Source organism: Sphingomonas sp. CFBP 13733 (assembly GCF_014841795.1).
Lineage (GTDB): Bacteria > Pseudomonadota > Alphaproteobacteria > Sphingomonadales > Sphingomonadaceae > Sphingomonas > Sphingomonas aerolata.
Genome location: NZ_JACYUP010000002.1, coordinates 710,683 through 731,730 on the forward strand (window position 1 = coordinate 710,683; position 21,048 = coordinate 731,730).

At 65.4% G+C, this 21,048-nt stretch carries 19 protein-coding genes; 8 read left to right on the top strand and 11 right to left on the bottom strand.

Annotated elements, in window-relative coordinates:
- Positions 1 to 145: 145 nt before the first annotated feature.
- The 4 genes from IFT71_RS07595 to IFT71_RS07610 form a co-directional block, all read right to left on the bottom strand.
- Entirely contained in the window at positions 146 to 1,273 is a 1,128-nt protein-coding gene (locus IFT71_RS07595) for an FRG domain-containing protein (protein ID WP_192139971.1), read from the bottom strand.
- 544 nt (positions 1,274 to 1,817) lie between these two features.
- The gene (gene rpoD / locus IFT71_RS07600) at positions 1,818 to 3,845 is read right to left on the bottom strand and encodes an RNA polymerase sigma factor RpoD (RefSeq protein ID WP_031440180.1); all 2,028 of its coding nucleotides are present in this window, start codon (positions 3,843 to 3,845) and stop codon (positions 1,818 to 1,820) included.
- Positions 3,845 to 5,707, bottom strand: coding sequence for a DNA primase (gene dnaG, locus IFT71_RS07605; RefSeq protein WP_192139973.1), 1,863 nt, complete (start codon positions 5,705 to 5,707; stop codon positions 3,845 to 3,847). The genes rpoD and dnaG overlap by 1 nt, the downstream gene beginning before the upstream one ends.
- Positions 5,708 to 5,946: 239 nt before the next feature.
- Positions 5,947 to 6,399, bottom strand: coding sequence for a GatB/YqeY domain-containing protein (locus tag IFT71_RS07610; RefSeq protein WP_031440182.1), 453 nt, complete (start codon positions 6,397 to 6,399; stop codon positions 5,947 to 5,949).
- Between the two features lie 140 nt (positions 6,400 to 6,539).
- Between IFT71_RS07610 and carA the strand changes: the two genes are divergently transcribed.
- From carA to IFT71_RS07635, 5 genes are all read left to right on the top strand, one after another.
- Positions 6,540 to 7,811, top strand: coding sequence for a glutamine-hydrolyzing carbamoyl-phosphate synthase small subunit (gene carA, locus IFT71_RS07615; RefSeq protein WP_192139975.1), 1,272 nt, complete (start codon positions 6,540 to 6,542; stop codon positions 7,809 to 7,811).
- Entirely contained in the window at positions 7,808 to 8,236 is a 429-nt protein-coding gene (locus IFT71_RS07620; protein WP_192139977.1) for a hypothetical protein, read from the top strand. The genes carA and IFT71_RS07620 overlap by 4 nt, the downstream gene beginning before the upstream one ends.
- A 1-nt stretch (position 8,237) precedes the next feature.
- Positions 8,238 to 11,570 (top strand): carbamoyl-phosphate synthase large subunit, encoded by a 3,333-nt coding sequence (gene carB / locus IFT71_RS07625; RefSeq protein WP_192139981.1) that lies wholly within the window; start codon positions 8,238 to 8,240, stop codon positions 11,568 to 11,570.
- A 73-nt stretch (positions 11,571 to 11,643) separates the two neighbouring features.
- Complete coding sequence (gene greA / locus IFT71_RS07630; protein ID WP_031394601.1) at positions 11,644 to 12,120, top strand: transcription elongation factor GreA; 477 nt, start codon at positions 11,644 to 11,646, stop codon at positions 12,118 to 12,120.
- Positions 12,121 to 12,125: 5 nt separating this feature from the next.
- Complete coding sequence (locus tag IFT71_RS07635) at positions 12,126 to 12,776, top strand: rhomboid family intramembrane serine protease (protein WP_192139983.1); 651 nt, start codon at positions 12,126 to 12,128, stop codon at positions 12,774 to 12,776.
- A 310-nt stretch (positions 12,777 to 13,086) separates the two neighbouring features.
- On the opposite strand, the gene IFT71_RS07640 is transcribed toward IFT71_RS07635, so the two are convergent.
- The 5 genes from IFT71_RS07640 to IFT71_RS07660 form a co-directional block, all read right to left on the bottom strand.
- Positions 13,087 to 13,317: a DUF4170 domain-containing protein gene (locus tag IFT71_RS07640; protein WP_192139985.1), complete on the bottom strand. Its 231-nt coding sequence runs from the start codon at positions 13,315 to 13,317 to the stop codon at positions 13,087 to 13,089.
- Positions 13,318 to 13,397: 80 nt separating this feature from the next.
- Positions 13,398 to 13,865: a hypothetical protein gene (locus IFT71_RS07645; RefSeq protein ID WP_192139987.1), complete on the bottom strand. Its 468-nt coding sequence runs from the start codon at positions 13,863 to 13,865 to the stop codon at positions 13,398 to 13,400.
- Between the two features lie 67 nt (positions 13,866 to 13,932).
- Entirely contained in the window at positions 13,933 to 14,205 is a 273-nt protein-coding gene (locus IFT71_RS07650) for a hypothetical protein (RefSeq protein WP_052149343.1), read from the bottom strand.
- Positions 14,202 to 14,555: a phage holin family protein gene (locus IFT71_RS07655; RefSeq protein WP_244654797.1), complete on the bottom strand. Its 354-nt coding sequence runs from the start codon at positions 14,553 to 14,555 to the stop codon at positions 14,202 to 14,204. The genes IFT71_RS07650 and IFT71_RS07655 overlap by 4 nt, the downstream gene beginning before the upstream one ends.
- A 4-nt stretch (positions 14,556 to 14,559) precedes the next feature.
- Entirely contained in the window at positions 14,560 to 15,069 is a 510-nt protein-coding gene (locus IFT71_RS07660; protein ID WP_192139991.1) for a hypothetical protein, read from the bottom strand.
- A 153-nt stretch (positions 15,070 to 15,222) separates the two neighbouring features.
- Between IFT71_RS07660 and eno the strand changes: the two genes are divergently transcribed.
- Positions 15,223 to 16,503, top strand: a complete 1,281-nt coding sequence (gene eno / locus IFT71_RS07665; protein ID WP_031393148.1) for a phosphopyruvate hydratase — start codon at positions 15,223 to 15,225, stop codon at positions 16,501 to 16,503.
- 23 nt (positions 16,504 to 16,526) lie between these two features.
- A complete protein-coding gene (locus tag IFT71_RS07670) occupies positions 16,527 to 16,859 on the top strand; it encodes an FtsB family cell division protein (RefSeq protein WP_042466854.1) in 333 nt (110 codons plus the stop codon).
- A gap of 42 nt (positions 16,860 to 16,901) precedes the next feature.
- Here the strand turns inward: IFT71_RS07670 and IFT71_RS07675 are convergent, their stop codons facing one another.
- Positions 16,902 to 17,726 carry an alpha/beta fold hydrolase gene (locus IFT71_RS07675; protein WP_192139993.1) on the bottom strand — a complete coding sequence of 275 codons (825 nt, stop codon included), beginning with the start codon at positions 17,724 to 17,726 and terminating at the stop codon, positions 16,902 to 16,904.
- Positions 17,727 to 17,854: 128 nt separating this feature from the next.
- Here IFT71_RS07675 and IFT71_RS07680 point away from each other — a divergent pair, with 128 nt between their 5' ends.
- Complete coding sequence (locus IFT71_RS07680) at positions 17,855 to 19,615, top strand: DUF885 domain-containing protein (RefSeq protein ID WP_192139995.1); 1,761 nt, start codon at positions 17,855 to 17,857, stop codon at positions 19,613 to 19,615.
- Between the two features lie 12 nt (positions 19,616 to 19,627).
- On the opposite strand, the gene IFT71_RS07685 is transcribed toward IFT71_RS07680, so the two are convergent.
- Positions 19,628 to 21,043, bottom strand: coding sequence for an MFS transporter (locus tag IFT71_RS07685; protein WP_192139997.1), 1,416 nt, complete (start codon positions 21,041 to 21,043; stop codon positions 19,628 to 19,630).
- Positions 21,044 to 21,048 lie beyond the last annotated feature (5 nt).

Sequence of the window (21,048 nt, forward strand, 5' to 3'; positions counted from 1 at the left end):
AGGAGGTATCGATGAAGCCGAGGGGGATCGGTTAAAATCCCCGTACGGTTATAAAAACAAAGAATATATCGTCGGCGTCGGGACCTTTGTGTTGGCCCTTGTGCTAGCTGGGGCAGGAACTAGTCGACCTGAACCCTAAAGGGAATCATATCGGGTTAGCGAACAGGCGATCCTTAAGGTCTTTACAGATGCCGTCGAGGCCGGGGAACAGCGAACCGAACGTGATACCCATAAGCTCTAGCTCCCTCAGGATGCGGGGGCCTTCGGCGGGAGATAGATCGCAAACCTCTAGGTAACTTTTTCCATCTGCCTGTTCTCGCTTGCGTATGAATGCTTCAATATCGGTCACGTTAGACACAGCCGCTAAAGCCTGTTGTGGCGCATGCCGAGGATTGCCTACGGCCATGTTTTCGACGGTTACAAGCTGGGGAGGCGCTGCATCGACTATAAACGCCTGCCGACCGTAGCTTTCTTCCCAAGCTGCCTTATCGAATATGAATATGCGCGGGCGGCAATTGTTATCTGCCTTGACCGATTGGAAGGCGAAGAACGCCGACACAAATGGCGAAAAAGACCAATCTAAGAGCGGAGTAGGATAGCCATGATGTTGCAAAATGCTCCATATAACGCCGTTATGCTCTAGATTTCCGAGTTGGAGCGGAAACGATACTTTCTCAATAATAGCACCGTAGAGCCGTCGAACGTCCTCTAAAACCCATGTGTTTAAATCACTGCGCCATGTACGATGAAAGGTAGTGGTCAACTTAAACGGATTAGCCTGCCCTCGAAAGATATACCTTCTTGGGTCCTGATCGATAGCCCATTGCCGGAAATCGCTCCATGTCTTTAGATCACCACGGCTTGTTAGCTGCGACTCTCCCAACGCTGACGACGCGGATATCGTCGCGGAGCCCGATTGCTCCCCTCCGCTCCAATCCACTTGTAGGCTACCGTCTCCATGTTCCGTGAAGGTGGCATTGATCTTTGCAGGAACGGGGGGTTCGCCAAATCTCTCAGCAATGTCTTTTTCCCCTCTAACTCGATCATCAGAGGTCATGATTCCCCCATCAGGGTAGCAGTAGATTGTTGTCACTTCCGTCTTGTGTGGAGCGACGTTGGGCATACGGATCAGGAACTTGAAGCCGGGCAATTGATGCTGAGGCTCATAAAACAGGTAGGCGTTGCCAGATATTACGCTGCCCCGACGCTCTAGCTCAACTCTCAGTGTACCCTTAACTTGCCCGTCAATGTCGCCGATCCATTGCCCTTGCACACACCGCTCCCTCGTACCTGTTCGATTTGCGAGCCTACCCGCCTGCGGCCGAAGAATGATATAGACTTGCGTGAGGGCAATTCAGACAAGATTGAGCAGGTTATCCGTATGCCCATTCCCAGCCTCAGTCGATTATGACACGCCTAGCGCGACCTGCATTATCGCGCGTGGTTCTCCATCTCTGCATGACGTGTCACAGTCGGCAAACGATCCACCTTCGGAACTGTCCAGGATAACCCAACGGACTGTGAAAAGCGCCGGTAGCCCGAGGGTGGCGTTAAGCTCACGCAAGCTAGTGCGGATGCTCTCGGCGGCTATCCCTTTCTTGCAATTAGATTTGTTTCCCCGCGAAGGCGGGGATCCAGACTGGGCTCCCGCCTTCGCGGGAGAACAGGGGAGGGCATGGTGTCTTGCGAGCGCCGGCTCGTCGTTGTTCGGGGGATATGGGAGCCGATGCTTTCTCGCATTGACCCCGGTCCTATAACAAAAAGGGCCGCAGTGTTTCCACCGCGGCCCGTTCGTTCGATCAGAAATTCCGCAACCCTTACTGGTCGAGGAAGCTCCGCATTTTCCGGCTGCGCGACGGATGCTTCAGCTTGCGCAGTGCCTTCGCCTCGATCTGGCGGATGCGCTCGCGGGTCACGCTGAACTGCTGGCCGACTTCCTCGAGGGTGTGATCGGTGTTCATGCCGATGCCGAAGCGCATGCGCAGCACGCGTTCCTCACGCGGGGTGAGGCTCGCCAGCACGCGCGTGACGGTTTCCTTGAGGTTGGCCTGGATCGCGGCATCGACGGGGATGATCGCGTTCTTGTCCTCGATGAAGTCGCCGAGATGCGAATCCTCCTCGTCGCCGATCGGCGTTTCGAGGCTGATCGGCTCCTTGGCGATCTTCATCACCTTGCGGACCTTCTCGAGCGGCATGGAGAGGCGCTCGGCCATTTCCTCGGGCGTGGGCTCGCGGCCCTGCTCGTGGAGGAACTGGCGGCTGGTGCGGACCAGCTTGTTGATCGTCTCGATCATGTGGACCGGGATGCGGATCGTGCGCGCCTGGTCGGCGATCGAGCGGGTGATCGCCTGGCGGATCCACCAGGTCGCATAGGTGCTGAACTTGTAGCCGCGGCGATACTCGAACTTGTCGACCGCCTTCATCAGGCCGATATTGCCCTCCTGGATGAGATCCAGGAACTGAAGCCCGCGGTTCGTGTATTTCTTGGCGATCGAGATCACCAGACGCAGGTTCGCCTCGACCATTTCCTTCTTGGCGATACGCGCCTCGCGCTCGCCCTTCTGGACCATGTTGACGATCCGGCGGAACTCGGTGAGCGCCATGCCGGTCTGCTGCGTGATGTCGGCGATCTCGGCGCGGATGCGTTCGACCGCCTCGCTCTCGTTGGCGACGAACGCGGTCCACTTCTTGTCGACCTTGTTGACCGTCGCCAGCCAGTTCTCGTCGATCTCGTGACCGATATAGCGATCGAGGAAGTCCTTGCGCGGCACCTTGTGGCGCTCGGCGAGGCGCAGCATCTGGCCGCCCAGCGCGGTCAGGCGGCGGTTATAGGCATAGAGCTGATCGACGAGATATTCGATCTTGGCGTTGTGGAACTGGACGCTCTCGACCTCGGCGGTGAGTTCCTCGCGCAGCTTCTGATACTTGCGCTCGTCGGCGGCGGAGAAATCGCCGCCGATGCCCATCGCGTCGACGCGGCTCTGCTGGATCTTGCTGAACTTCTTGTAGAGCGCGGTGATGTTGGCGAAGCGCTCGAGCGCGATCGGCTTGAGCTGTTCCTCCATCTGCGCGAGGCTGAGGGTGTTGTCCTCCTCCTCGTCGTCCGACGCGCGCGGGGCGCGGCGCTCGCCATCCTCGTCCTCGTCGGCGGACGGCTCTTCGGGCTCGGCCTCTTCCTTGAACGAGGGGCCGGCGTTCTTCTCGCTGATCTCGCCGTCGTCGGCTTCGCCGTCCTCGGCCATTGCCTCCGGCGCGGGGTCCTTGGAGAGCATCGCGTCGAGATCCATGATCTCGCGCAGCTGCATCGTGCCCTCGTTGAGCGCGGTCGACCAGTCGATGATCGCGTTGAAGGTGATCGGCGATTCGCACAGACCCAGGATCATCGTGTCGCGACCCGCCTCGATCCGCTTGGCGATCGCGATCTCGCCCTCGCGGCTGAGCAGCTCGACCGCGCCCATCTCGCGAAGATACATGCGGACCGGATCGTCGGTGCGATCGACGGTCTCCTTCTTCTTCTCGATCGCGGGGCCTGTGTCGGCTTCGGCGTCGGCGGCCTCGGGCTCGTCGTCGTCGTCCTTGGCGGGCTCGGCCTCGCCTTCCTCGCCGGCTTCGTCGTTGTCGACGATGTTGATGCCCATCTCGCTCAGCGCGGCGCTGATGTCCTCGATCTGGTCGGACGACATCTCGCCCTGCGGCAAGGCCTCGTTGAGCTGATCATAGGTGATGTAGCCACGCTTCTTGGCGCGCGCGATGACCTTCTTGATCGACGCATCGTTCATGTCGATCAGTGGCGCATCGCCGGTGTCGTTCGTCTCGGCGGGTTCCGCCATGTTCGCCTTAGCCATCAATCGCCCTCGGTACCCAACGCTCGGGCGTCTTCGTTCGACTGTACAAGATTTGCAAGTCGGACTTCCAACGCCTGTTTCTCTCTTACCATTGCCACTTGTCGTTCGAACGCATCTTCGGTGAAGTGCGTCTGCATCGCCGCGGTCGCCTGTTTGAGCGCCGCATCGACCTCGGGACGCGCGACCATGATCGCGATCGCCTCGTCTAGGTCGGCGCGGACGCGGGCGGGATCGGCCGTGGTCTGCGTGAACGAGTAGGGCATCGTATCGGCTCGCAACAGGTCACTCGCGACTGAATTGAAACCGGACCTCGCCAATATGGTGAGCAAGCGGCCGCTATCAAGCTTCTGGTCCTCAAGTGCAACATCGACGACCGCCTCGAACAGCCGGCCGAGCGCGCCGTCGATGAGTTGCAGCGGGCCCAGCACCTCCATGTGGCGGGCGATCTCGACCGGATGGCGGATCAGCCCGGCGAGCACGGCTTTTGCCAGCACGCGGTCGATTCCCGTGGCGAGGAAGGCCTTTGCGTCCTCGGTGACCGGCGCGGAAGGCGGCTTCCACCCGCCCTTGGGGCGTTCGCCGCGGGGGAGGAAGGGCGCGCGGACGGGTTTGAAATGCTTGTAGAAGCGGTCCTTAAACTCGGACTGATATTCCTGCTTCACCGACGGATCGGCGATCCCTTCGGCAAGCTCGTGGAGACGGCGCTTGAGGCCGGCGCGCTGTTCGGGGGTGTCGAGGGCCTCGGCGGCGACTTCGGTCGCCCAGAGGCGGTCGACGAGCGGTTCGGGGGTTTTCAGCAGCGCCTCGAACGCGCCGGGGCCGCCCGCGCGGACGAGATCGTCGGGGTCCTGGCCTTGCGGGAGCGTGACGAAGGCGAGGCTGCGGCCGGGGGCGAGCAGGGGGAGCGCGCGGTGGGCGGCGCGCAGGGCTGCCTTCTGGCCGGCAGAGTCGCCGTCGAAGCAGAGGAGGGGGACGTCGACCATCCGCCACAGCCGTTCGAGCTGTGCCTCGGTCAGCGCGGTGCCGAGCGGGGCGACCGCTTCGCCAAAGCCTGCCTGGGCTAGTGCGATGACGTCCATATAGCCCTCGACCACTAGCACGCGGCCCGACTTGCGCGACGCGGGGGCGGCGCGGTCTAGATTGTAGAGCGTGCGGCCCTTGTCGAAGAGCGGGGTGTCGGGGGAGTTGAGATATTTGGGCTCCCCGCCGTCGAGCACGCGCCCGCCGAACGCGATCGTCCGGCCGCGGGGATCGCGGATCGGGATCATCAGCCGGCCGCGGAACCGGTCATAGGGATCCTTGCCCTCGACGTTGATCAGCATGCCCGATTCGACGAGCATCGGGTCGCCGTAGGTCTTCAGCGCGGCTTTCAGCTTGCCGCGGCTGTCGGGGGCGAACCCCATGCCGAACGCGCGCGCGGTTTCGGGCGTGATGCCGCGGCGGTCGAGGAGGGCGCGGGCGTCGTTGCCCGCGAGGCCGTTCAATTGCTCGACGAACCAGTCCGCGGCGTCGGACATGACCTCGTGCAGACCCTTGGCGCGTTCGGCCTTGGCGGCGGACTGGCGGTCCATCGCGGGCATGTCGAGCCCGGCGGCCTGGGCGAGCTCCTTGACCGCGTCCATGAACGGCAGGCCGCGCTGGTCGGTCATCCACTTGATCGCGTCGCCATGCGCGGAGCAGCCGAAGCAGTGGTAGAAGCCCTTGTCGTCGTTGACGTAGAAGCTGGGCGTCTTCTCGTTATGGAACGGGCAGCAGCCCTTGTGCTCGCGCCCGGCCTTGGTGAGCTTGGTGGCCTTGCCGATCAGCGCCGACAGCGACGTGCGGCCGCGCAGCTCGTCCAGAAATTGCGGGGTCAGGGCCATGCGCGCGAGTATAGCTCGGTATCACTATTGGAGTGATACCTGCAATCCGAAGAGGAGAAGAAGCAGGGTTTGTTCGCGCGGAGGCGCGGAGGCGCGGAGGGGGTGCGTCCGCCGGGAGCGGGTGCACACCACTATCGCCGCGCAGCGGCAGATAAGAGCAATATTTGCGCTGACGCGCAGCAGAAGCCCCGAGCGCAACCCCCTCCGCGCCTCCGCGCCTCCGCGCGCACAAAAACTTCTTAAGACAGCGCCGCCTTAACCAGGCCGCTCGCCTTGCTCATGTCCAGCTCGCTCGCATGACGCGCCTTCAGTTCGGCCATGACGCGGCCCATGTCCTTCATGCCGGTCGCGCCGAGTTCGTCCTTGATCTTGAGGATCGCGGCCGTCGTTTCCGCCTCGTTCATCTGGGCTGGCAGGAATCGTTCGATCACCGCGACCTCGGCGGCCTCGGCGTCGGCGAGTTCCTGGCGGCCGCCGTTCGAAAACATTTCGATCGACTCGCGGCGCTGCTTGACCATCTTCTGCAGCACTTCGATCACCAGCGCGTCGTCGCTTTCGGGTGCCTTGCCGGTCCGCGCCTCGATGTCGCGGTTCTTGATTGCGGCCTGGATCAACGAGATGGCGTTGCGGCTCTCCTTGTCGCCGGCCTTCATCGCGGTGAGCTGCGCGGCCTTGATGTCGTCGCGAATCATATACGGGTCTTTCAGGCGGTTCGGGATAGCCGGACGCGATAGCGCGTCGAGCCAAGGTTTAACAGATTGACGCTGCGGCACGCCGGCCTTAGCGGACACCACTTAGCGACATCGTCAACGTAAAGAGAGTGCCCAGCCTGATGGCCGACGCCCAGCCTACACCCATGTCTTCGGCAAAGCCCGCCGGTGCGACCGGCGTGCTCGTGCTTGCCAATGGCGACGTGATCTGGGGGCGCGGGTTCGGCGCCGAGGGCGAGGCGGTTGGCGAGGTGTGCTTCCACACCGCGATGACCGGCTATCAGGAGGTGCTGACCGATCCGTCCTTCGCCGGGCAGATGATCTGCTTCACCTTTCCGCATATCGGCAATGTCGGCGCGAACCCCGACGATATCGAGGCGGACGACCCGCACGCGCTCGGCATCATCGTCCGCGAGGACGTGACGCAGCCGTCCAGCTTCCGCGCCGTCGAGGGCCTCGACGGCTGGATGAAGCGGCATGCGCGGATCGGCCTGTCGGGGATCGACACGCGCGCGCTGACGCGGCGGATCCGCGTCGGCGGCGCGCCCAACGGCGTGATCGCGCATTCGGCGAGCGGCGAATTCGACGTCGCCGCATTGCTGGCGATGGCGCGGGGCTGGCCGGGGCTCGAGGGCATGGACCTCGCCAAGGGTGTGTCGACCGAGATGCATTATGGCTGGGGTGATCAGGCGCCCGGCGGCACGTGGCGGCTTGGGTTCGGCTATGGGGAGAGCGGTGCTTCGACTGCGCTCAGCACGAACGGGGAAGGGGGTGCGTCGCCCCAATCGTTCGCGCCGGGCGAAGGCGATGCCCCCGTCGCGAGCAAGGCCCGCCCGCATGTCGTCGCGATCGATTACGGCTCGAAGCGCAACATCTTCCGCAACCTCGTCGCCGCGGGCGCGAAGGTATCCGTCGTGCCTGCCACCGCGAGCTATGACGAGGTGATGGCGCTAGCCCCCGACGGCATCTTCCTGTCGAACGGCCCGGGCGACCCCGCCGCTACGGCCGAATATGCCGTGCCGGTGATCCGCGCGCTGCTCGAGACGGGCAAGCCGCTGTTCGGCATCTGTCTTGGCCATCAGCTGCTCGGCCTCGCGGTCGGCGCGACCACGACCAAGATGTTCCAGGGCCACCGCGGCGCCAACCATCCGGTCAAGCGCCTGTCCGATGGCGCGGTCGAGATCACCAGCATGAACCACGGCTTCTCGGTCGAGCGCGACAGCCTGCCGGCGAACGTCCGCGAGACGCATGTGTCGCTGTTCGACGGGTCGAATGCGGGGCTCGAGCTGACCGACAAGCCGGCCTTCTCGGTGCAGTATCATCCGGAAGCGAGCCCGGGGCCGCAAGATAGCCTGTACCTGTTTGAGAAGTTCGTCGGGTCGTTAACAAAATGAAAGCGAGCCTTGTCGCCAAAATCGCTGGTGGCATTGGTTTCGCGTTGATCATCGCGTTGGTTGCACCCGTATTTCTCTTGGGTGGCTTGCTGATCCTCGGATCGGAACGAACGATCTATCAGCGTGTGAAATCTCCGGATGGGTGGCACGAAGCTCGCGTGCAGTTCGATGATGGGGGCGCTGTAAGCGGGTTCGCGCGATTAGTATTTGTGAAGTACAGGTGGAACGTCAGCGATACGCCCCTGCTAAGTTGCCGAGCATTTTGGGGCAACGGTGAGGCGAAAGTTCACCTTGTCTGGAAAGACGCCAACACGTTGCTGATCCTGCATCGCTTCGATCCAAAGAATGTTGAAGCGGTCGCTCAAAACTGCGGACCGATACGGATTATCGCCCGTGCGATACCGCCTTTTGAAAGCTATAACTAACATGCCAAAACGCACCGACATCACCTCGATCCTCGTCATCGGCGCAGGACCCATCGTCATCGGCCAGGCGTGCGAGTTCGATTATTCGGGCACGCAGGCGATCAAGGCGTTGAAGGAGGAGGGTTACCGGATCGTCCTCGTCAATTCGAACCCCGCCACGATCATGACCGATCCCGAGCTGGCCGACGCGACCTATGTCGAGCCGATCACGCCCGCGATCGTCGCCAAGATCATCGAGAAGGAGCGTCCTGACGCGATCCTGCCGACGATGGGCGGCCAGACCGCGCTGAACACCGCGCTCGCGCTGTTCCATGACGGTACGCTCGAAAAGTTCGGCGTGACGATGATCGGCGCGGATGCCGATGCGATCGACATGGCGGAGGACCGGCTGAAGTTCCGCGACGCGATGGACCGGATCGGGTTGGAAAGCGCGCGCTCGGCGATCGCACATACTGTCGAGGAAGCGCTGGAAGGGCTTGAAAAGACGGGGCTTCCGTCGATCATCCGGCCGAGCTTCACGATGGGCGGATCGGGCGGCGGCATCGCGTATAACCGCGAGGAGTTCATCGCGATCGTCCGCAACGGGCTCGACCTGTCGCCGACCACCGAGGTGCTGATCGAGGAATCGCTGCTCGGCTGGAAAGAGTATGAGATGGAGGTGGTGCGCGACCGCAAGGACAACGCGATCATCATCTGCTCGATCGAGAATGTCGATCCGATGGGCGTTCACACCGGCGATTCGATCACGGTCGCGCCGGCGCTGACGCTGACCGACAAGGAATACCAGATCATGCGCAATGCATCGATCGCGGTGCTGCGGGAAATCGGTGTCGAAACAGGCGGTTCGAACGTCCAGTTCGCAGTCAATCCGAAGGACGGCCGGCTGGTCGTCATCGAGATGAACCCGCGCGTGTCGCGCTCGTCGGCGCTGGCGTCGAAGGCGACGGGCTTCCCGATCGCCAAGGTCGCGGCCAAGCTCGCGGTCGGGTACACGCTCGACGAGATCGAGAACGACATCACCGGCGCGACGCCCGCGAGCTTCGAGCCGACGATCGATTACGTCGTCACCAAGATCCCGCGCTTCGCGTTCGAGAAGTTCAAGGGTGCGTCGAGCACGCTCGGCACCGCGATGAAGTCGGTCGGCGAGGTGATGGCGATCGGTCGCAACATCCATGAATCGATGCAGAAGGCGTTGCGCGGGCTCGAGACCGGGCTGTCGGGCTTCAACCAGGTCGACCATCTGGTTGGCGCGCCGCGCGCGGAGATCGAGGCGGCACTGGCCGTCGCGACCCCCGACCGGCTGCTGGTCGCCGCGCAGGCGTTGCGCGAGGGCTTCACCGTCGCCGAGGTGCACGCGATCGCCAAGTATGATCCGTGGTTCCTCGAGCGGATCGCCGAGATCATCGCGGCCGAGACCGAGGTGATGAAGGACGGGCTGCCGATCGACGCGGCGGGCATGCGGCGTCTGAAGAGCATGGGGTTCAGCGACAAAAGGCTCGCCTGGCTCGCGCTGCAATCCGCCAATCTACGCGGCATGAACCGCGGGATCGCGCGCGGGTCGGGGCTGATCCATGAGGTCGTCAAGGCGATGACCGGCGGCGTGACCGAGGAGGAGGTGCGCCAGCATCGCCTGAAGCTCGGCGTCCGGCCGGTGTTCAAGCGGATCGATACCTGCGCGGCGGAATTCGACGCCAAGACGCCGTATATGTATTCGACCTACGAGGCGCCGAGCTTCGGCGAGCCCGAGAACGAGTCGGCGCCGACCGACCGGAAAAAGATCGTCATTCTCGGCGGCGGGCCGAACCGGATCGGGCAGGGGATCGAGTTCGATTATTGCTGCTGCCATGCATGCTTCGCGCTCGCCGATGCGGGCTATGAGACGATCATGGTCAACTGCAACCCGGAGACCGTGTCGACCGATTACGACACCAGCGACCGGCTGTATTTCGAGCCGCTGACCGCCGAGGACGTGCTCGAGATCCTGCATGTCGAGGCGTCGAAGGGCGAGCTGGTCGGCGTGATCGTGCAGTTTGGCGGGCAGACCCCGCTGAACCTCGCGCGTGCGCTGGAAGCCGCCGGGATCCCGATCCTGGGGACGACGCCCGACGCGATCGATCTGGCGGAGGACCGCGAGCGGTTCGCGGCGCTGATCACCAAGCTGGGGCTGCTGCAGCCTGCCAATGGCCTTGCGCGCAGCCGCGACGAGGCGGTCGCGGCGGCCGAGCGGATCGGCTATCCGGTGCTGATGCGGCCGAGCTATGTGCTCGGCGGGCGGGCGATGGAGATCGTCGACACGCTGGGGCAGCTCGAACACTATATCGCGACTGCGGTGCAGGTGTCGGGCGACTCGCCGGTGCTCATCGACCAGTATCTGCGCGATGCGATCGAGGTCGATGTCGACGCGATCTGCGACGGGACCGATGTCGTCGTCGCGGGCGTGCTGCAGCATATCGAGGAGGCGGGCGTCCATTCGGGCGACAGCGCCTGTTCGATCCCGCCTTATTCGCTGTCGGCGGAGATCGTCGCCGAGATCGAGCGGCAGACGGTCGCGCTCGCGCATGCGCTGTCGGTCGTCGGGCTGATGAACATCCAGTTCGCGGTCAAGGACGGGCTGGTCTACCTCATCGAGGTCAATCCGCGCGCGTCGCGGACCGTGCCGTTCGTCGCCAAGGCGATCGGTGCGCCGATCGCCAAGATCGCCGCGCGCGTGATGGCGGGCGAGCAGCTGAAGGACCTGCCCAAGATCGACCGGCATATCGATTATTATGCGGTGAAGGAGGCGGTGTTCCCCTTCAACAAGTTCCCGGGCGTCGATCCCGTGCTGTCACCCGAAATGAAGTCGACCGGCGAAGTCATGGGAATTGATCCCGATTTCACGATCGCCTTCGCCAAGGCGCAGCTGGGGGCGGGGACGATCCTGCCGACCAAGGGGAGCGTCTTCGTCAGCGTGAAGGACAGCGACAAGGCGATGATCGTCGAGGCGGTGAAGGCGCTGGTCGACACCGGCTTCTCGATCGTCGCGACCGGGGGCACCGCGGAGCATCTCGCCCGCGCCGGCCTGCCGGTGGAGACGGTCAACAAGGTCGCGCAGGGGCGGCCGCATATCGTCGACCGGATCAAGGACGGCGACATCGCGCTGATCTTCAACACGACCGAGGGGTGGCAGAGCCTGAAGGACTCGCAGCCGATCCGTGCGTCCGCGCTCGGCCAGCGGATTCCCTACTTCACGACCGCCCCCGCCTCGCTCGAGGCGGCCAAGGCGATCGCGAAGCTTTCGACGCACAGCCTTGAAGTACGGCCCTTGCAATCCTATTATTCGCAGTCGCACAACTGATCCCGACATGAGAGCGTGATGTGTGAGCGGGCCGCGTAACGGCTTGCGTTGGGTAATGAATTGGGGACGAGATATGGCGACCGTCGAAAAGATGCCAATGCTGCAAGAGGGCTATGAGACGCTGTCGGCGGATCTGAAGCGCCTCAAGGCCGAACGCCCGACGATCGTCGATGCGATCGAGGAAGCGCGGGCGCATGGCGACCTGTCGGAGAACGCCGAATATCACGCCGCCAAGGAGCGTCAGGGCCAGGTCGAGGCCTCGATCTCGGACATCGAGGACAAGCTGAGCCGCGCGCAGATCATCGACCCCAAGGAGCTTTCGGGCGACAAGGTCGTGTTCGGCGCGACCGTCACGCTGCTCGACGAGAACGACAAGCCGGTGAAGTACCAGATCGTCGGCCAGACCGAGGCGAACGCCAAGACCGGCCGGATCTCGTACAACTCGCCGCTGGGCCGCGGGCTGATCGGGCGCAAGCTCGACGAAGAGGTCGAGGTCACGGTGCCCGCCGGCGAGCGCTATTACGTCGTCTCCAAGATCGAGTTCATCTAGGCATCATGACATTTTTCGAGACGCGGGCGACGGCGATCATCACGATCGTGACGGTCGTGGTCTCGGGGCTTTTGCTGGTGACCGGCGCGCTGCCCTATTGGGTGGTGAATGCGGGCTTCATCCCGCTCCGGCTGACCGAGCTGGGCATGGCGGGCGGTCACGACTTCGCGATCCCCGCCTGGGCGACGCCGCTGACCGCGGCGCTGCTGCATGGCGGCTGGGCGCATCTCGCGCTCAACCTCGTCATGCTGGTCTATTGCGGACAGTTCGTCGAGCGCGCGATCGGTACCGCACAGATCGTCGTCCTCTACATCGTCGGCGCGTATTTCGCGGCCGCCGGGCAATGGGTGCTCGATCCGCGATCGATCGCACCGATGGTCGGCGCCAGCGGCGCGATCTCGGCGGTCGTGGGCGCCTATGCGCTGCTCTATGGCGAGCGACGCGCGCGCGCGATCGGGCCGGTGCCGGCGGGGGTCGTACACGTGCTGTGGCTGGCCGCGGCGTGGATCGGCATCCAGCTGATGATGGGGGTCGCGGGGTTCGGCGCGTCGGTCGGGGCCAATGGCTCGATCGCGGTCGGCGCGCATATCGGCGGGTTTCTGGCGGGACTGGTGCTCGCGCGGCCGTTGTTGTTGTGGCGGTACCGGATGGCTTGAGAGGCCGGGTGCTGGCGGTTTGCGTGTTGCAGTCGCCTCAAACGCTTCCGTCATCCTGACGAAAGTCAGGATCCAGAGCCACAAGCGACACGCCCCGTAACCCTGGATCCTGACTTTCGTCAGGATGACGGGGGTGGGGACGAGCCGGTCAGGTGACGCCGGACGGCGTTTGTGGCTCTGGGTCCCGACTTTCGTCGGGATGACGGGAGGTGGTTGGCCGTATTTTGCCAGCTATAGCGGGTAGAGGCGGTGGGCGGCCGGGCACCGGGTGCTGACCGCTGTCCGGGCCGCCTCGTCGCCGTGCGGCGTGTTACGCCGTCGGGTTAGCCGTCAGGTTCGGTTCGAGCATGCGGTGGAGATGCACGACGACGAACTTCATCTCGGCATCGTCGACCGTGCGCTGCGCTGCAGCACGCCAGGCCTTTTCGGCACTGGCATAGTCGGGGAACACACCGACGAATTCGATCTTGCTGAGGTCGTTGAAATCCAGGGTGCGCGGGTCGCTGACGCGGCCGCCGAATACGAGATGAAGCTTGCTCATGCGCTGCTGTCCTTGGAATGGGGGTTGCAGACGCCCTAGCGTGTTCGACCCGCGCTTTGAACCCTTTGCGGACCGGTCCTTTAGCCGGGGGTCTTTTGCGAAACGGCCTTCGCACCTGCGGTACCCGCGGTGGTCAGCGCCTTGACGATACCCTCGACAAGGCCCTTGGCCTGGCCACGGGCATTGTCCTTGGTCAGGCCGAGCTCGCCGAGCTCCGACTGGCCGGCCGCCTTGGCGGCGGCGGTGGCGGCGATCGCGGTCTCGCCGAGACGCTTGCCGAGCGGCGCGAGCAACGACTTCTCACGCGCCGAGCGCGGGATCAGCACACCCGCGAGCGCACCGACGACCAGACCGACGACGATAATGCCGAGCGGGTTGGATTCGAGGCTGTTGACGGTGCGACGTGCGGTTTCCTTCGAGGCGTCGAGCGCCTCGGCGGCCTTATCGCCGGCGTCGTGATAGACCTTTGCGGCGGTGTCACGGACGGTATCGAGACCCTCGCGCAGACGATGTTCGGCGTTTTCGATCTTGGTGTGGGCGTCGGTCATGGGACGGTCCTTCTGATTTCCGGCGGCGCCATCGGGACGCGGCCGGGACAATATGGTTGGGGCGCGATCAGCGCCCGCGGCGAAACAGTCCGACGATGCGGTGACGGGCGAGAAACAGTCCCGCCACAGCTGCAGCGCCCGCGGCGGGACCGGGGTTGCGGCGTACCGTCTCGACACTGGCATTGAGCGCGGCGGTGCCGACATCGGCAACGTCGCGGCTCGCGTTGAGCGCCAGCCGACGCGGATTGAGGCGGTCCTGCAACTGCCCGATCGTCATCATGACGCGCTGGCGGGCGAGGGCCGCTTCGATCTCTGCGGCGGCGACTTTGGCGGATGTCATGTGGCGGGCTCGCTTTCGGGCTTGAGCTTCGACTTGCCGACCATCGCGAGCGCGCCGGCGATCGCCAGCACGACAAGGACGACGATGGCCGTCGCCCATCCTGGCCCCACCAGCGTTGCCAGCGTCAAGATCGCACCGACCAGAAGTGCGATCAACGCGGCCAGCGCCAACACCCCGGCAATGGCGAAGAACATCGCCGCCGATTTGTATGCCGTCGCCGTCTCGCCGAACTTCGCCTTGTACACCGCGATTTCCGCGGTCGCGAGCGCGCGCGTCTCGCCGGCCAGACGGCCGACGACCGCGGTCAGGCTTTCGTCACCATCGAGCGCCAAGGGGATGGGATCCGCCAAGACGTCAGTCCTTCGGGTTTGCATCGATGCCCGACTGGACCAGTCGTGCTACGACGAAGCCGAGGGCCGCGGCCGCACCGACCGCGACGGCGGGCGACTTGCGGACGAGCGCAGTGACGTCGTCGACCAGCGCCTCGATATCCTTGGCGCGGACCTGCTCGGCGAAGCCCGAGACGCTGTCGGCGGCGCTGCGGGCATAGCCGCCATATTGCGCGCCGAGCTTGTCATCGACCTGCGCCGCGGCGTCGGTCAGCAACTGTGCGACCTGCTCGAGCGCGGTTCCGGCGCGGGCCTTGCCGTCCTCGGCGAACAGACGCGCCTTGTCGGCGGCCTGCTGGCCATATTTGCTGGCATTGTCCTTGATCACCTGCTTGGCCTCGGTCGCCTTGGTGCCGGTGGTGTCAGCGGCGTCGTCGAGACGCGTGACGCCGCCCTTCAGCGGCTCTGCGATGGTGGCAGTGCCGGCGGCGGCGACATCGCCTGTGGTCATCGGCTGTGCGTCGGTATCGGCCATGGTCGTCCCTTTCGAAATGCTACGCCCTCAACACCGGTGCGCAGGCACGGTTCCCCTAGTCGGCCCGATTGCCCGATATGACGCGAGGCGGTAGAGGCAGCGCGAACGTCCCGGGCGATCGACCAGCTTGGGGATTTGTAGGAGCATCGTTACGTGACCGCAATCATCGACATTCACGCCCGCCAGATCCTCGATAGCCGGGGCAATCCGACGATCGAGGTCGACGTCCTGCTCGAGGATGGCAGCTTCGGCCGCGCCGCGGTGCCGTCGGGCGCCTCGACCGGTGCGCACGAGGCGGTCGAGAAGCGCGACGGCGACGCCACGCGCTGGGGCGGCAAGGGCGTCGATAGCGCGGTCGACGCGGTCAACGACGAGATCACCGACACGGTGCTGGGCATGGACGCGGAGGACCAATCGGACCTCGACCGCGCGATGATCGAGCTCGACGGTACCGAGAACAAGGCACGGCTGGGCGCGAACGCGATCCTGGGCGTCAGCCTGGCCGCGGCCAAGGCGGCCGCCGAAGCGCGCGGCCTGCCGCTGTACCGCTATGTCGGCGGCGTCCAGGCGCATCTGTTGCCGGTGCCGATGATGAACATCATCAACGGCGGCGAGCATGCCGACAACCCGATCGATTTCCAGGAATTCATGATCGTGCCAGTCGGCGCGTCGAACATCCTCGAGGCGGTGCGTTGCGGCTCGGAGATCTTCCATACGCTGAAGAAGGGCTTGAGCGCGAAGGGCCTGTCGACCAGCGTCGGCGACGAGGGCGGTTTCGCGCCGAACATCGGCAGCACGACCGAGGCGCTCGACTTCATCATGTCGAGCATCGAGAAGGCCGGCTACAAGCCCGGCGAGGACGTGATGCTCGCGCTCGATTGCGCCGCGACCGAGTTCTACAAGAACGGCAAGTACGACATTTCGGGCGAGGGGAAGATCCTCGAGAGCGCCGAGATGGCCGAGTATCTGGCCGACCTGACGCGCCGCTATCCGATCTTCTCGATCGAGGACGGCATGGGTGAGGACGATTGGGAGGGCTGGAAGACGCTCACCGACCTGATCGGCGACAAGGTCCAGCTCGTCGGCGACGATCTGTTCGTCACCAACCCGAAGCGGCTGAAGCGCGGGATCGAGGGTGGCTATGCCAACTCGTTGCTGGTGAAGGTCAACCAGATCGGCACGCTGACCGAGACGCTGGAAGCCGTGTCGATGGCACAGCGCGCCAAGTACACCGCGGTCATGTCGCATCGCTCGGGCGAAACCGAGGATTCGACGATCGCCGACCTCGCGGTCGCGACCAATTGCGGGCAGATCAAGACGGGCAGCCTTGCACGGTCGGACCGGCTCGCCAAGTACAACCAGCTGATCCGGATCGAGGAAGAGCTGGGCGACGCGGCACGCTATGCGGGTCGCGACATCCTGATCGGCGGCTGATAGGCTAAGACCCGGAGGACCCCATGGCGCGCACGACGAGCACGACGAAGAGCACCAAATTGCGGCGGACGATGCGCAAGGCCGCCTGGCCTGCGCTGGGGCTGACGCTGATGGCGTTCTTCGGCGCTTATGCCGTGCTCGGGCCGAACGGGATGTTCGCGTACGGCGACTACAAGCGGCAACTGGCGAAGCGGGAGCGCGACTATGCCGTGCTCGACCGCAAGCGCGAGGTGCTCAAGAACCGGGTAGCGCTGCTCAACCCGGATCATGCCAATCCGGACATGGTCGACGAGATGGTCCGCAAGGAGCTGAACGTTGCGCACCCGGACGAGGTGATCGTGCCGCTGGGGAACTGAACTACGATCCTCCCCCTTGCGGGGGAGGATTGGCAGGCGGGGTTACCGGCCGAGGAAGCGCAGCAGGTCCTGCGTGAAGCGGTCGCTTTCGGTGAGCGTCAGCCCGTGCGGGGCGCCGTCATATTCGACCAGCTGCGAACCCGCGATGCCCTTGGCCGCGGCGCGGCCGGTGGCGTCGATCGGGACGGTCTTGTCGGCGGTGCCATGGACGATCAGCGTCGGCACGCGGAAGGCGGCGAGATCGGCGCGGAAGTCGGTATGGCCGAACGACTCGGCGCAGGCGAGCGTCGGGCGCAGCCCCGCCTGCATCGCCAGACCCCAGACCCAGTCGACCATCTCGTCGCTGACCGGCGAGGTGATGAACCCGACGCCCAAGAACTGCTGCAGGAAGGTGCGGAAGAAGGCGGGGCGATCCTCCTTGATCCCGTTGCCGATGCTGGCGAGCGTCGCTTCGGGGACACCGTTGGGATTGTCGTCGGTCTTGAGCATATAGGGCACGACCGAGGCGATCAGCCCGGCGGCGATCACGCCCTTGCCGTCGTGGCGGCTCATGTAGCGGGCGACCTCGCCGCCGCCCATCGAGAAGCCGACCAGCGTCGCGTCCTCGGTCGCGCCGGTCGCGGCCATGACATCGGCGAGATCGTCGGTCAGCGTATCATAGTCATAGCCCGACCAGGGCTGGCCCGACCGGCCGAAGCCGCGGCGGTCATAGGCGATCGCGCGGAAGCCCGCCTCGGCGAGCGCCATCGCCTGCGCATCCCAGCTGTCGGCGTTTAATGGCCAGCCATGCGTCAAGATGACGGGCCGCCCACTGCCCGAGTCCTTGACGTAAATGTCTGTACCGTCGCGGGTTTTAATGAAGGGCATGTCAATCTCCGGGGTTGTCGCCAAAGTCCTTACGTCAACGGTCCGGGCTATTGGCCGTTCCAACTCTGGCGTCCGCGCGATTCCGCTGGCAGCATTGCGGGCACGCTACGGCGTGAGGGGGGAGATTGATGCGGACGAGGTTCCCGGCGAGGACGGCGGCGCTGCTGCTGGCGCTGGGCAGCTGTACGCCCGACGATCCGCAGACGCGGGACCGCGTCGCCGCCAAGCCCGTCACCGCCCCCGTCGCTGCGATCGCGCCCGATGCGTGGACCGCGTTCCGCGACCGGTTCGTCGCGACGTGGTTCGCGCTCGACCCGGCCTTTGCGGTCTATCAGGGGCGGCATGAGCATGATGGCGGGCTGCCCGACTGGAGCGCGGACGGGCTGGGTCGGCAGGCGGCGTTCCTGCACCGGTCGATCGCGGCGGCGGGACGGTTCGAGGCGGCGGCGCTCAGCCCCGAGCAGCGGTTCGAGCGCGACTATCTGGTGATGGTCGCGCGCGACAAGCTGTTCTGGCTCGAGGCCGCGGACGCGCCGCATCGCAACCCGGCCTGGTATGTCGCGGGCGGGCTCGACCCCAATGTCTATGTCGTGCGCGCCTATGCCGACCCGGTCCGGCGGATGCGCGCGCTGATCGCGCTGCTGCGCCGGATCCCGGGGGCGACGCTGCAGATCCGCGCGAACCTCGCGACGCCGATGCCGATCAGCCATGTCGACTATGCTACCAATGCGTTCCGCGGCTTTGCGTCCTATTACATGGACGATTCGGTCAAGGCGTTCGCCGGGGTCGCCGACGAGGGGTTGCAGCGCGAGCTCGCCGACGCGGCGATGACCGCGTCGGAGGCGATGCGCGACCTGGCGCTCTGGGTCGAGGCGCAGCGGCCGGGCGCGACCCGGTCGTTCGCGCTGGGGCCCGCGCTGTTCTCGCAGATGCTGCGCGAGACCGAGGGGGTCGACACGCCGATCGCGACGCTCGAGGCGGCGGGGCGGGCCGATCTGGCGCGCAACCAGCGTGCGCTCGCCGCGGCCTGTGCCCGGTTCGCGTTCGGCCTGACGGTCCGCGACTGTCTGGCGCAGGTGAATGCGGACAAGCCGGTCGACGGACCGGTCGCCGAGGCGCGCCGCCAGATCCCGATGCTGCGCGCGTTCATCCTGCGGCGCGACCTGCTGACGCTCGCCGGCAACGAACAGGCGCTGGTCGAGGAGAGCCCGCCCTATAGCCGGCAGAATCTCGCCTATATCGATCCGCCGGGCCCGTTCGACCGCGGTGTGCCGTCGGTCTATTACATCTCGCCCCCCGATCCGCGCTGGACGCCAGCGGTGCGGGATGCGTTCGTGCCGGGCAAGGCAGACCTGCTCTTCACCTCGATCCACGAGGCGATGCCCGGGCATTTCGTCCATTTCCTCCACGCCAATCGCGTGCCGTCGCTGATCGGGCGGGTGTTCGTCGGCTATGGCTATGCCGAGGGCTGGGCGCATTATGCCGAGGAGATGATGTGGGAGGCGGGGCTGGGCGGCGGCCGCGCGGACATCCATATCGGCCAGCTGTCGAACGCGCTGCTGCGTGACTGCCGGTTCCTCGCCGCGATCGGGATGCATGCGCGCGGCATGACCCAGGCGGAGGCGTTCACGCTGTTCGTCGACCAATGTTACCAGGACGAGGGCAATGCGCGGCAGCAGGCGCTGCGCGGCACCTATGATCCGGCCTATCTCAACTACACGATGGGCAAGCTGATGATCCGCCGGTTGCGCGAGGACTGGACCGCGGGCCGGGGTGGGCGGCGTGCGTGGAAGGCGTTCCACGACCGGCTGCTGCGCTATGGCGGGCCGCCGATCCCGCTGGTCCGGCAGGCGATGCTGGGCGAGCCGAGGCCGATCGCGGCGTTCTGAGCGATCGGGCGGCTAGCGCGCCTGCGCGGCGGGCTGGACGTCGCGCGTCTCGTCGATCGGCGGGTTGCGGATCGAAGGGCGCAGGCGCGACACGCTGCACAGGCCCGCGACCAGGGCCATGCCGGCTGCGACCAGCGGCGGCGTCGTGCCCGCGCCGACCCCGATGGCGAGCAGCGCTGCGACCACGGTGGCGCCGGTCGTCTGGCCGACCAGCCGGACCGTCGAGATCAGCCCCCCGGCAGCGGCGGCCCGCTCGCGCGGGGCCGAGCCGATGATCAGCCGCGCGTTCGGCGCCATGAACATCCCGAACCCCGAGCCGCAGAGCGCCATCCGCCAGGCGATGGCGAAATAGCTCGGATCGGCAGGCATGAACGCGAGCAGCAACAGCGCGGCGATCGAGACGGCCATGCCGATCCCGCCGAGCAGCCCGGCGGGATAGCGATCGGACAGCCATCCGGACAGCGGTGCCACGACCATGTTGGCGAGCGGCCATGGCGCGATCGCCGCGCCGACCTCGGCGGCGGAAAAGCCGTAAGCCTGGGTGAGTCGGAACGGCGTCGACAGCAGCAGCGTCATCTGTGCGATGAACGCGGTGAAGGCGCCGATCGCCGACAGCGCGAGCACCGGGCGGGCGAGCAGGTCGATCGGCAGGATCGGCTTGGTCTCGCCGCGTTCGCGCCTGACGAAGATCCAGCCGATCGCCACCCCGGTCAGCACGATCGCCGCCGAGACGACGGGGCTGTCACCGTGCACCGCGGTCTCCGACCCGCCGATGACGAGCCCAATCATCGCCGCGCACATGACCGCGCCGAGCACGTCGAACGGTTCGCTCCGCGGGCTGGGATCGGGCAAGGCGCGCCCGAGAAACAGGCTGAGGATCGCGAACGGCACCGCGCTGGCAAAGACCCAGGGCCAGGGCGCGACCGCGAGGACCAGCCCGCCCAGCGTCGGCGCGAGCGCGGCCGAACTCGATACCACCACCGAATTGATCCCGAGGCCGCGGCCGAGCTGCTTGGCGGGATAGATCGAGCGGATCAGCGCGGACGAGACGCTGAGCGCCGCCGCCGCGCCGAGCGCCTGGGCGGCGCGGACGACGAGCAGGAAGGGCAGGCTCTTGGCAAAGAAACAGAGCAGGGTCGCGACGGTGAAGACGAGCTGGCCATATTGATACATGCGCTTCAGCCCGATCCGGTCGCCGAGCCCCGAAAAGGGGAGCAGCGCCATCGCCAGGATCAGCTGATAGACGGTAACCACGGTCACCACCGCGCTGCTGTCGACGCCCAGGTCGCGTGCGATCGTCGGCAGCGCGACATTGGCGACGCCGCCGTCGATGATGGTCAGCGCGGTGCCCGCCGAGATGGCGGCGATCGCGAGGAAGCGGCGGGGCTTGGGAAGGCCATCCAGGGCCGTTGTCTGGTCGGACTGCATTGCGG

What these genes read in the sequence shown, in the direction of transcription:
- rpoD (WP_031440180.1), bottom strand. Translation starts at nt 3,845, where the DNA reads ATGGCTAAGGCGAACATGGCGGAACCCGCCGAGACGAACGACACCGGC.
- dnaG (WP_192139973.1), bottom strand. Translation starts at nt 5,707, where the DNA reads ATGGCCCTGACCCCGCAATTTCTGGACGAGCTGCGCGGCCGCACGTCG.
- IFT71_RS07610 (WP_031440182.1), bottom strand. Translation starts at nt 6,399, where the DNA reads ATGATTCGCGACGACATCAAGGCCGCGCAGCTCACCGCGATGAAGGCC.
- carA (WP_192139975.1), top strand. Translation starts at nt 6,540, where the DNA reads ATGGCCGACGCCCAGCCTACACCCATGTCTTCGGCAAAGCCCGCCGGT.
- IFT71_RS07620 (WP_192139977.1), top strand. Translation starts at nt 7,808, where the DNA reads ATGAAAGCGAGCCTTGTCGCCAAAATCGCTGGTGGCATTGGTTTCGCG.
- carB (WP_192139981.1), top strand. Translation starts at nt 8,238, where the DNA reads ATGCCAAAACGCACCGACATCACCTCGATCCTCGTCATCGGCGCAGGA.
- greA (WP_031394601.1), top strand. Translation starts at nt 11,644, where the DNA reads ATGGCGACCGTCGAAAAGATGCCAATGCTGCAAGAGGGCTATGAGACG.
- IFT71_RS07635 (WP_192139983.1), top strand. Translation starts at nt 12,126, where the DNA reads ATGACATTTTTCGAGACGCGGGCGACGGCGATCATCACGATCGTGACG.
- IFT71_RS07640 (WP_192139985.1), bottom strand. Translation starts at nt 13,317, where the DNA reads ATGAGCAAGCTTCATCTCGTATTCGGCGGCCGCGTCAGCGACCCGCGC.
- IFT71_RS07645 (WP_192139987.1), bottom strand. Translation starts at nt 13,865, where the DNA reads ATGACCGACGCCCACACCAAGATCGAAAACGCCGAACATCGTCTGCGC.
- IFT71_RS07650 (WP_052149343.1), bottom strand. Translation starts at nt 14,205, where the DNA reads ATGACATCCGCCAAAGTCGCCGCCGCAGAGATCGAAGCGGCCCTCGCC.
- IFT71_RS07660 (WP_192139991.1), bottom strand. Translation starts at nt 15,069, where the DNA reads ATGGCCGATACCGACGCACAGCCGATGACCACAGGCGATGTCGCCGCC.
- IFT71_RS07670 (WP_042466854.1), top strand. Translation starts at nt 16,527, where the DNA reads ATGGCGCGCACGACGAGCACGACGAAGAGCACCAAATTGCGGCGGACG.
- IFT71_RS07675 (WP_192139993.1), bottom strand. Translation starts at nt 17,726, where the DNA reads ATGCCCTTCATTAAAACCCGCGACGGTACAGACATTTACGTCAAGGAC.
- IFT71_RS07680 (WP_192139995.1), top strand. Translation starts at nt 17,855, where the DNA reads ATGCGGACGAGGTTCCCGGCGAGGACGGCGGCGCTGCTGCTGGCGCTG.
- IFT71_RS07685 (WP_192139997.1), bottom strand. Translation starts at nt 21,043, where the DNA reads ATGCAGTCCGACCAGACAACGGCCCTGGATGGCCTTCCCAAGCCCCGC.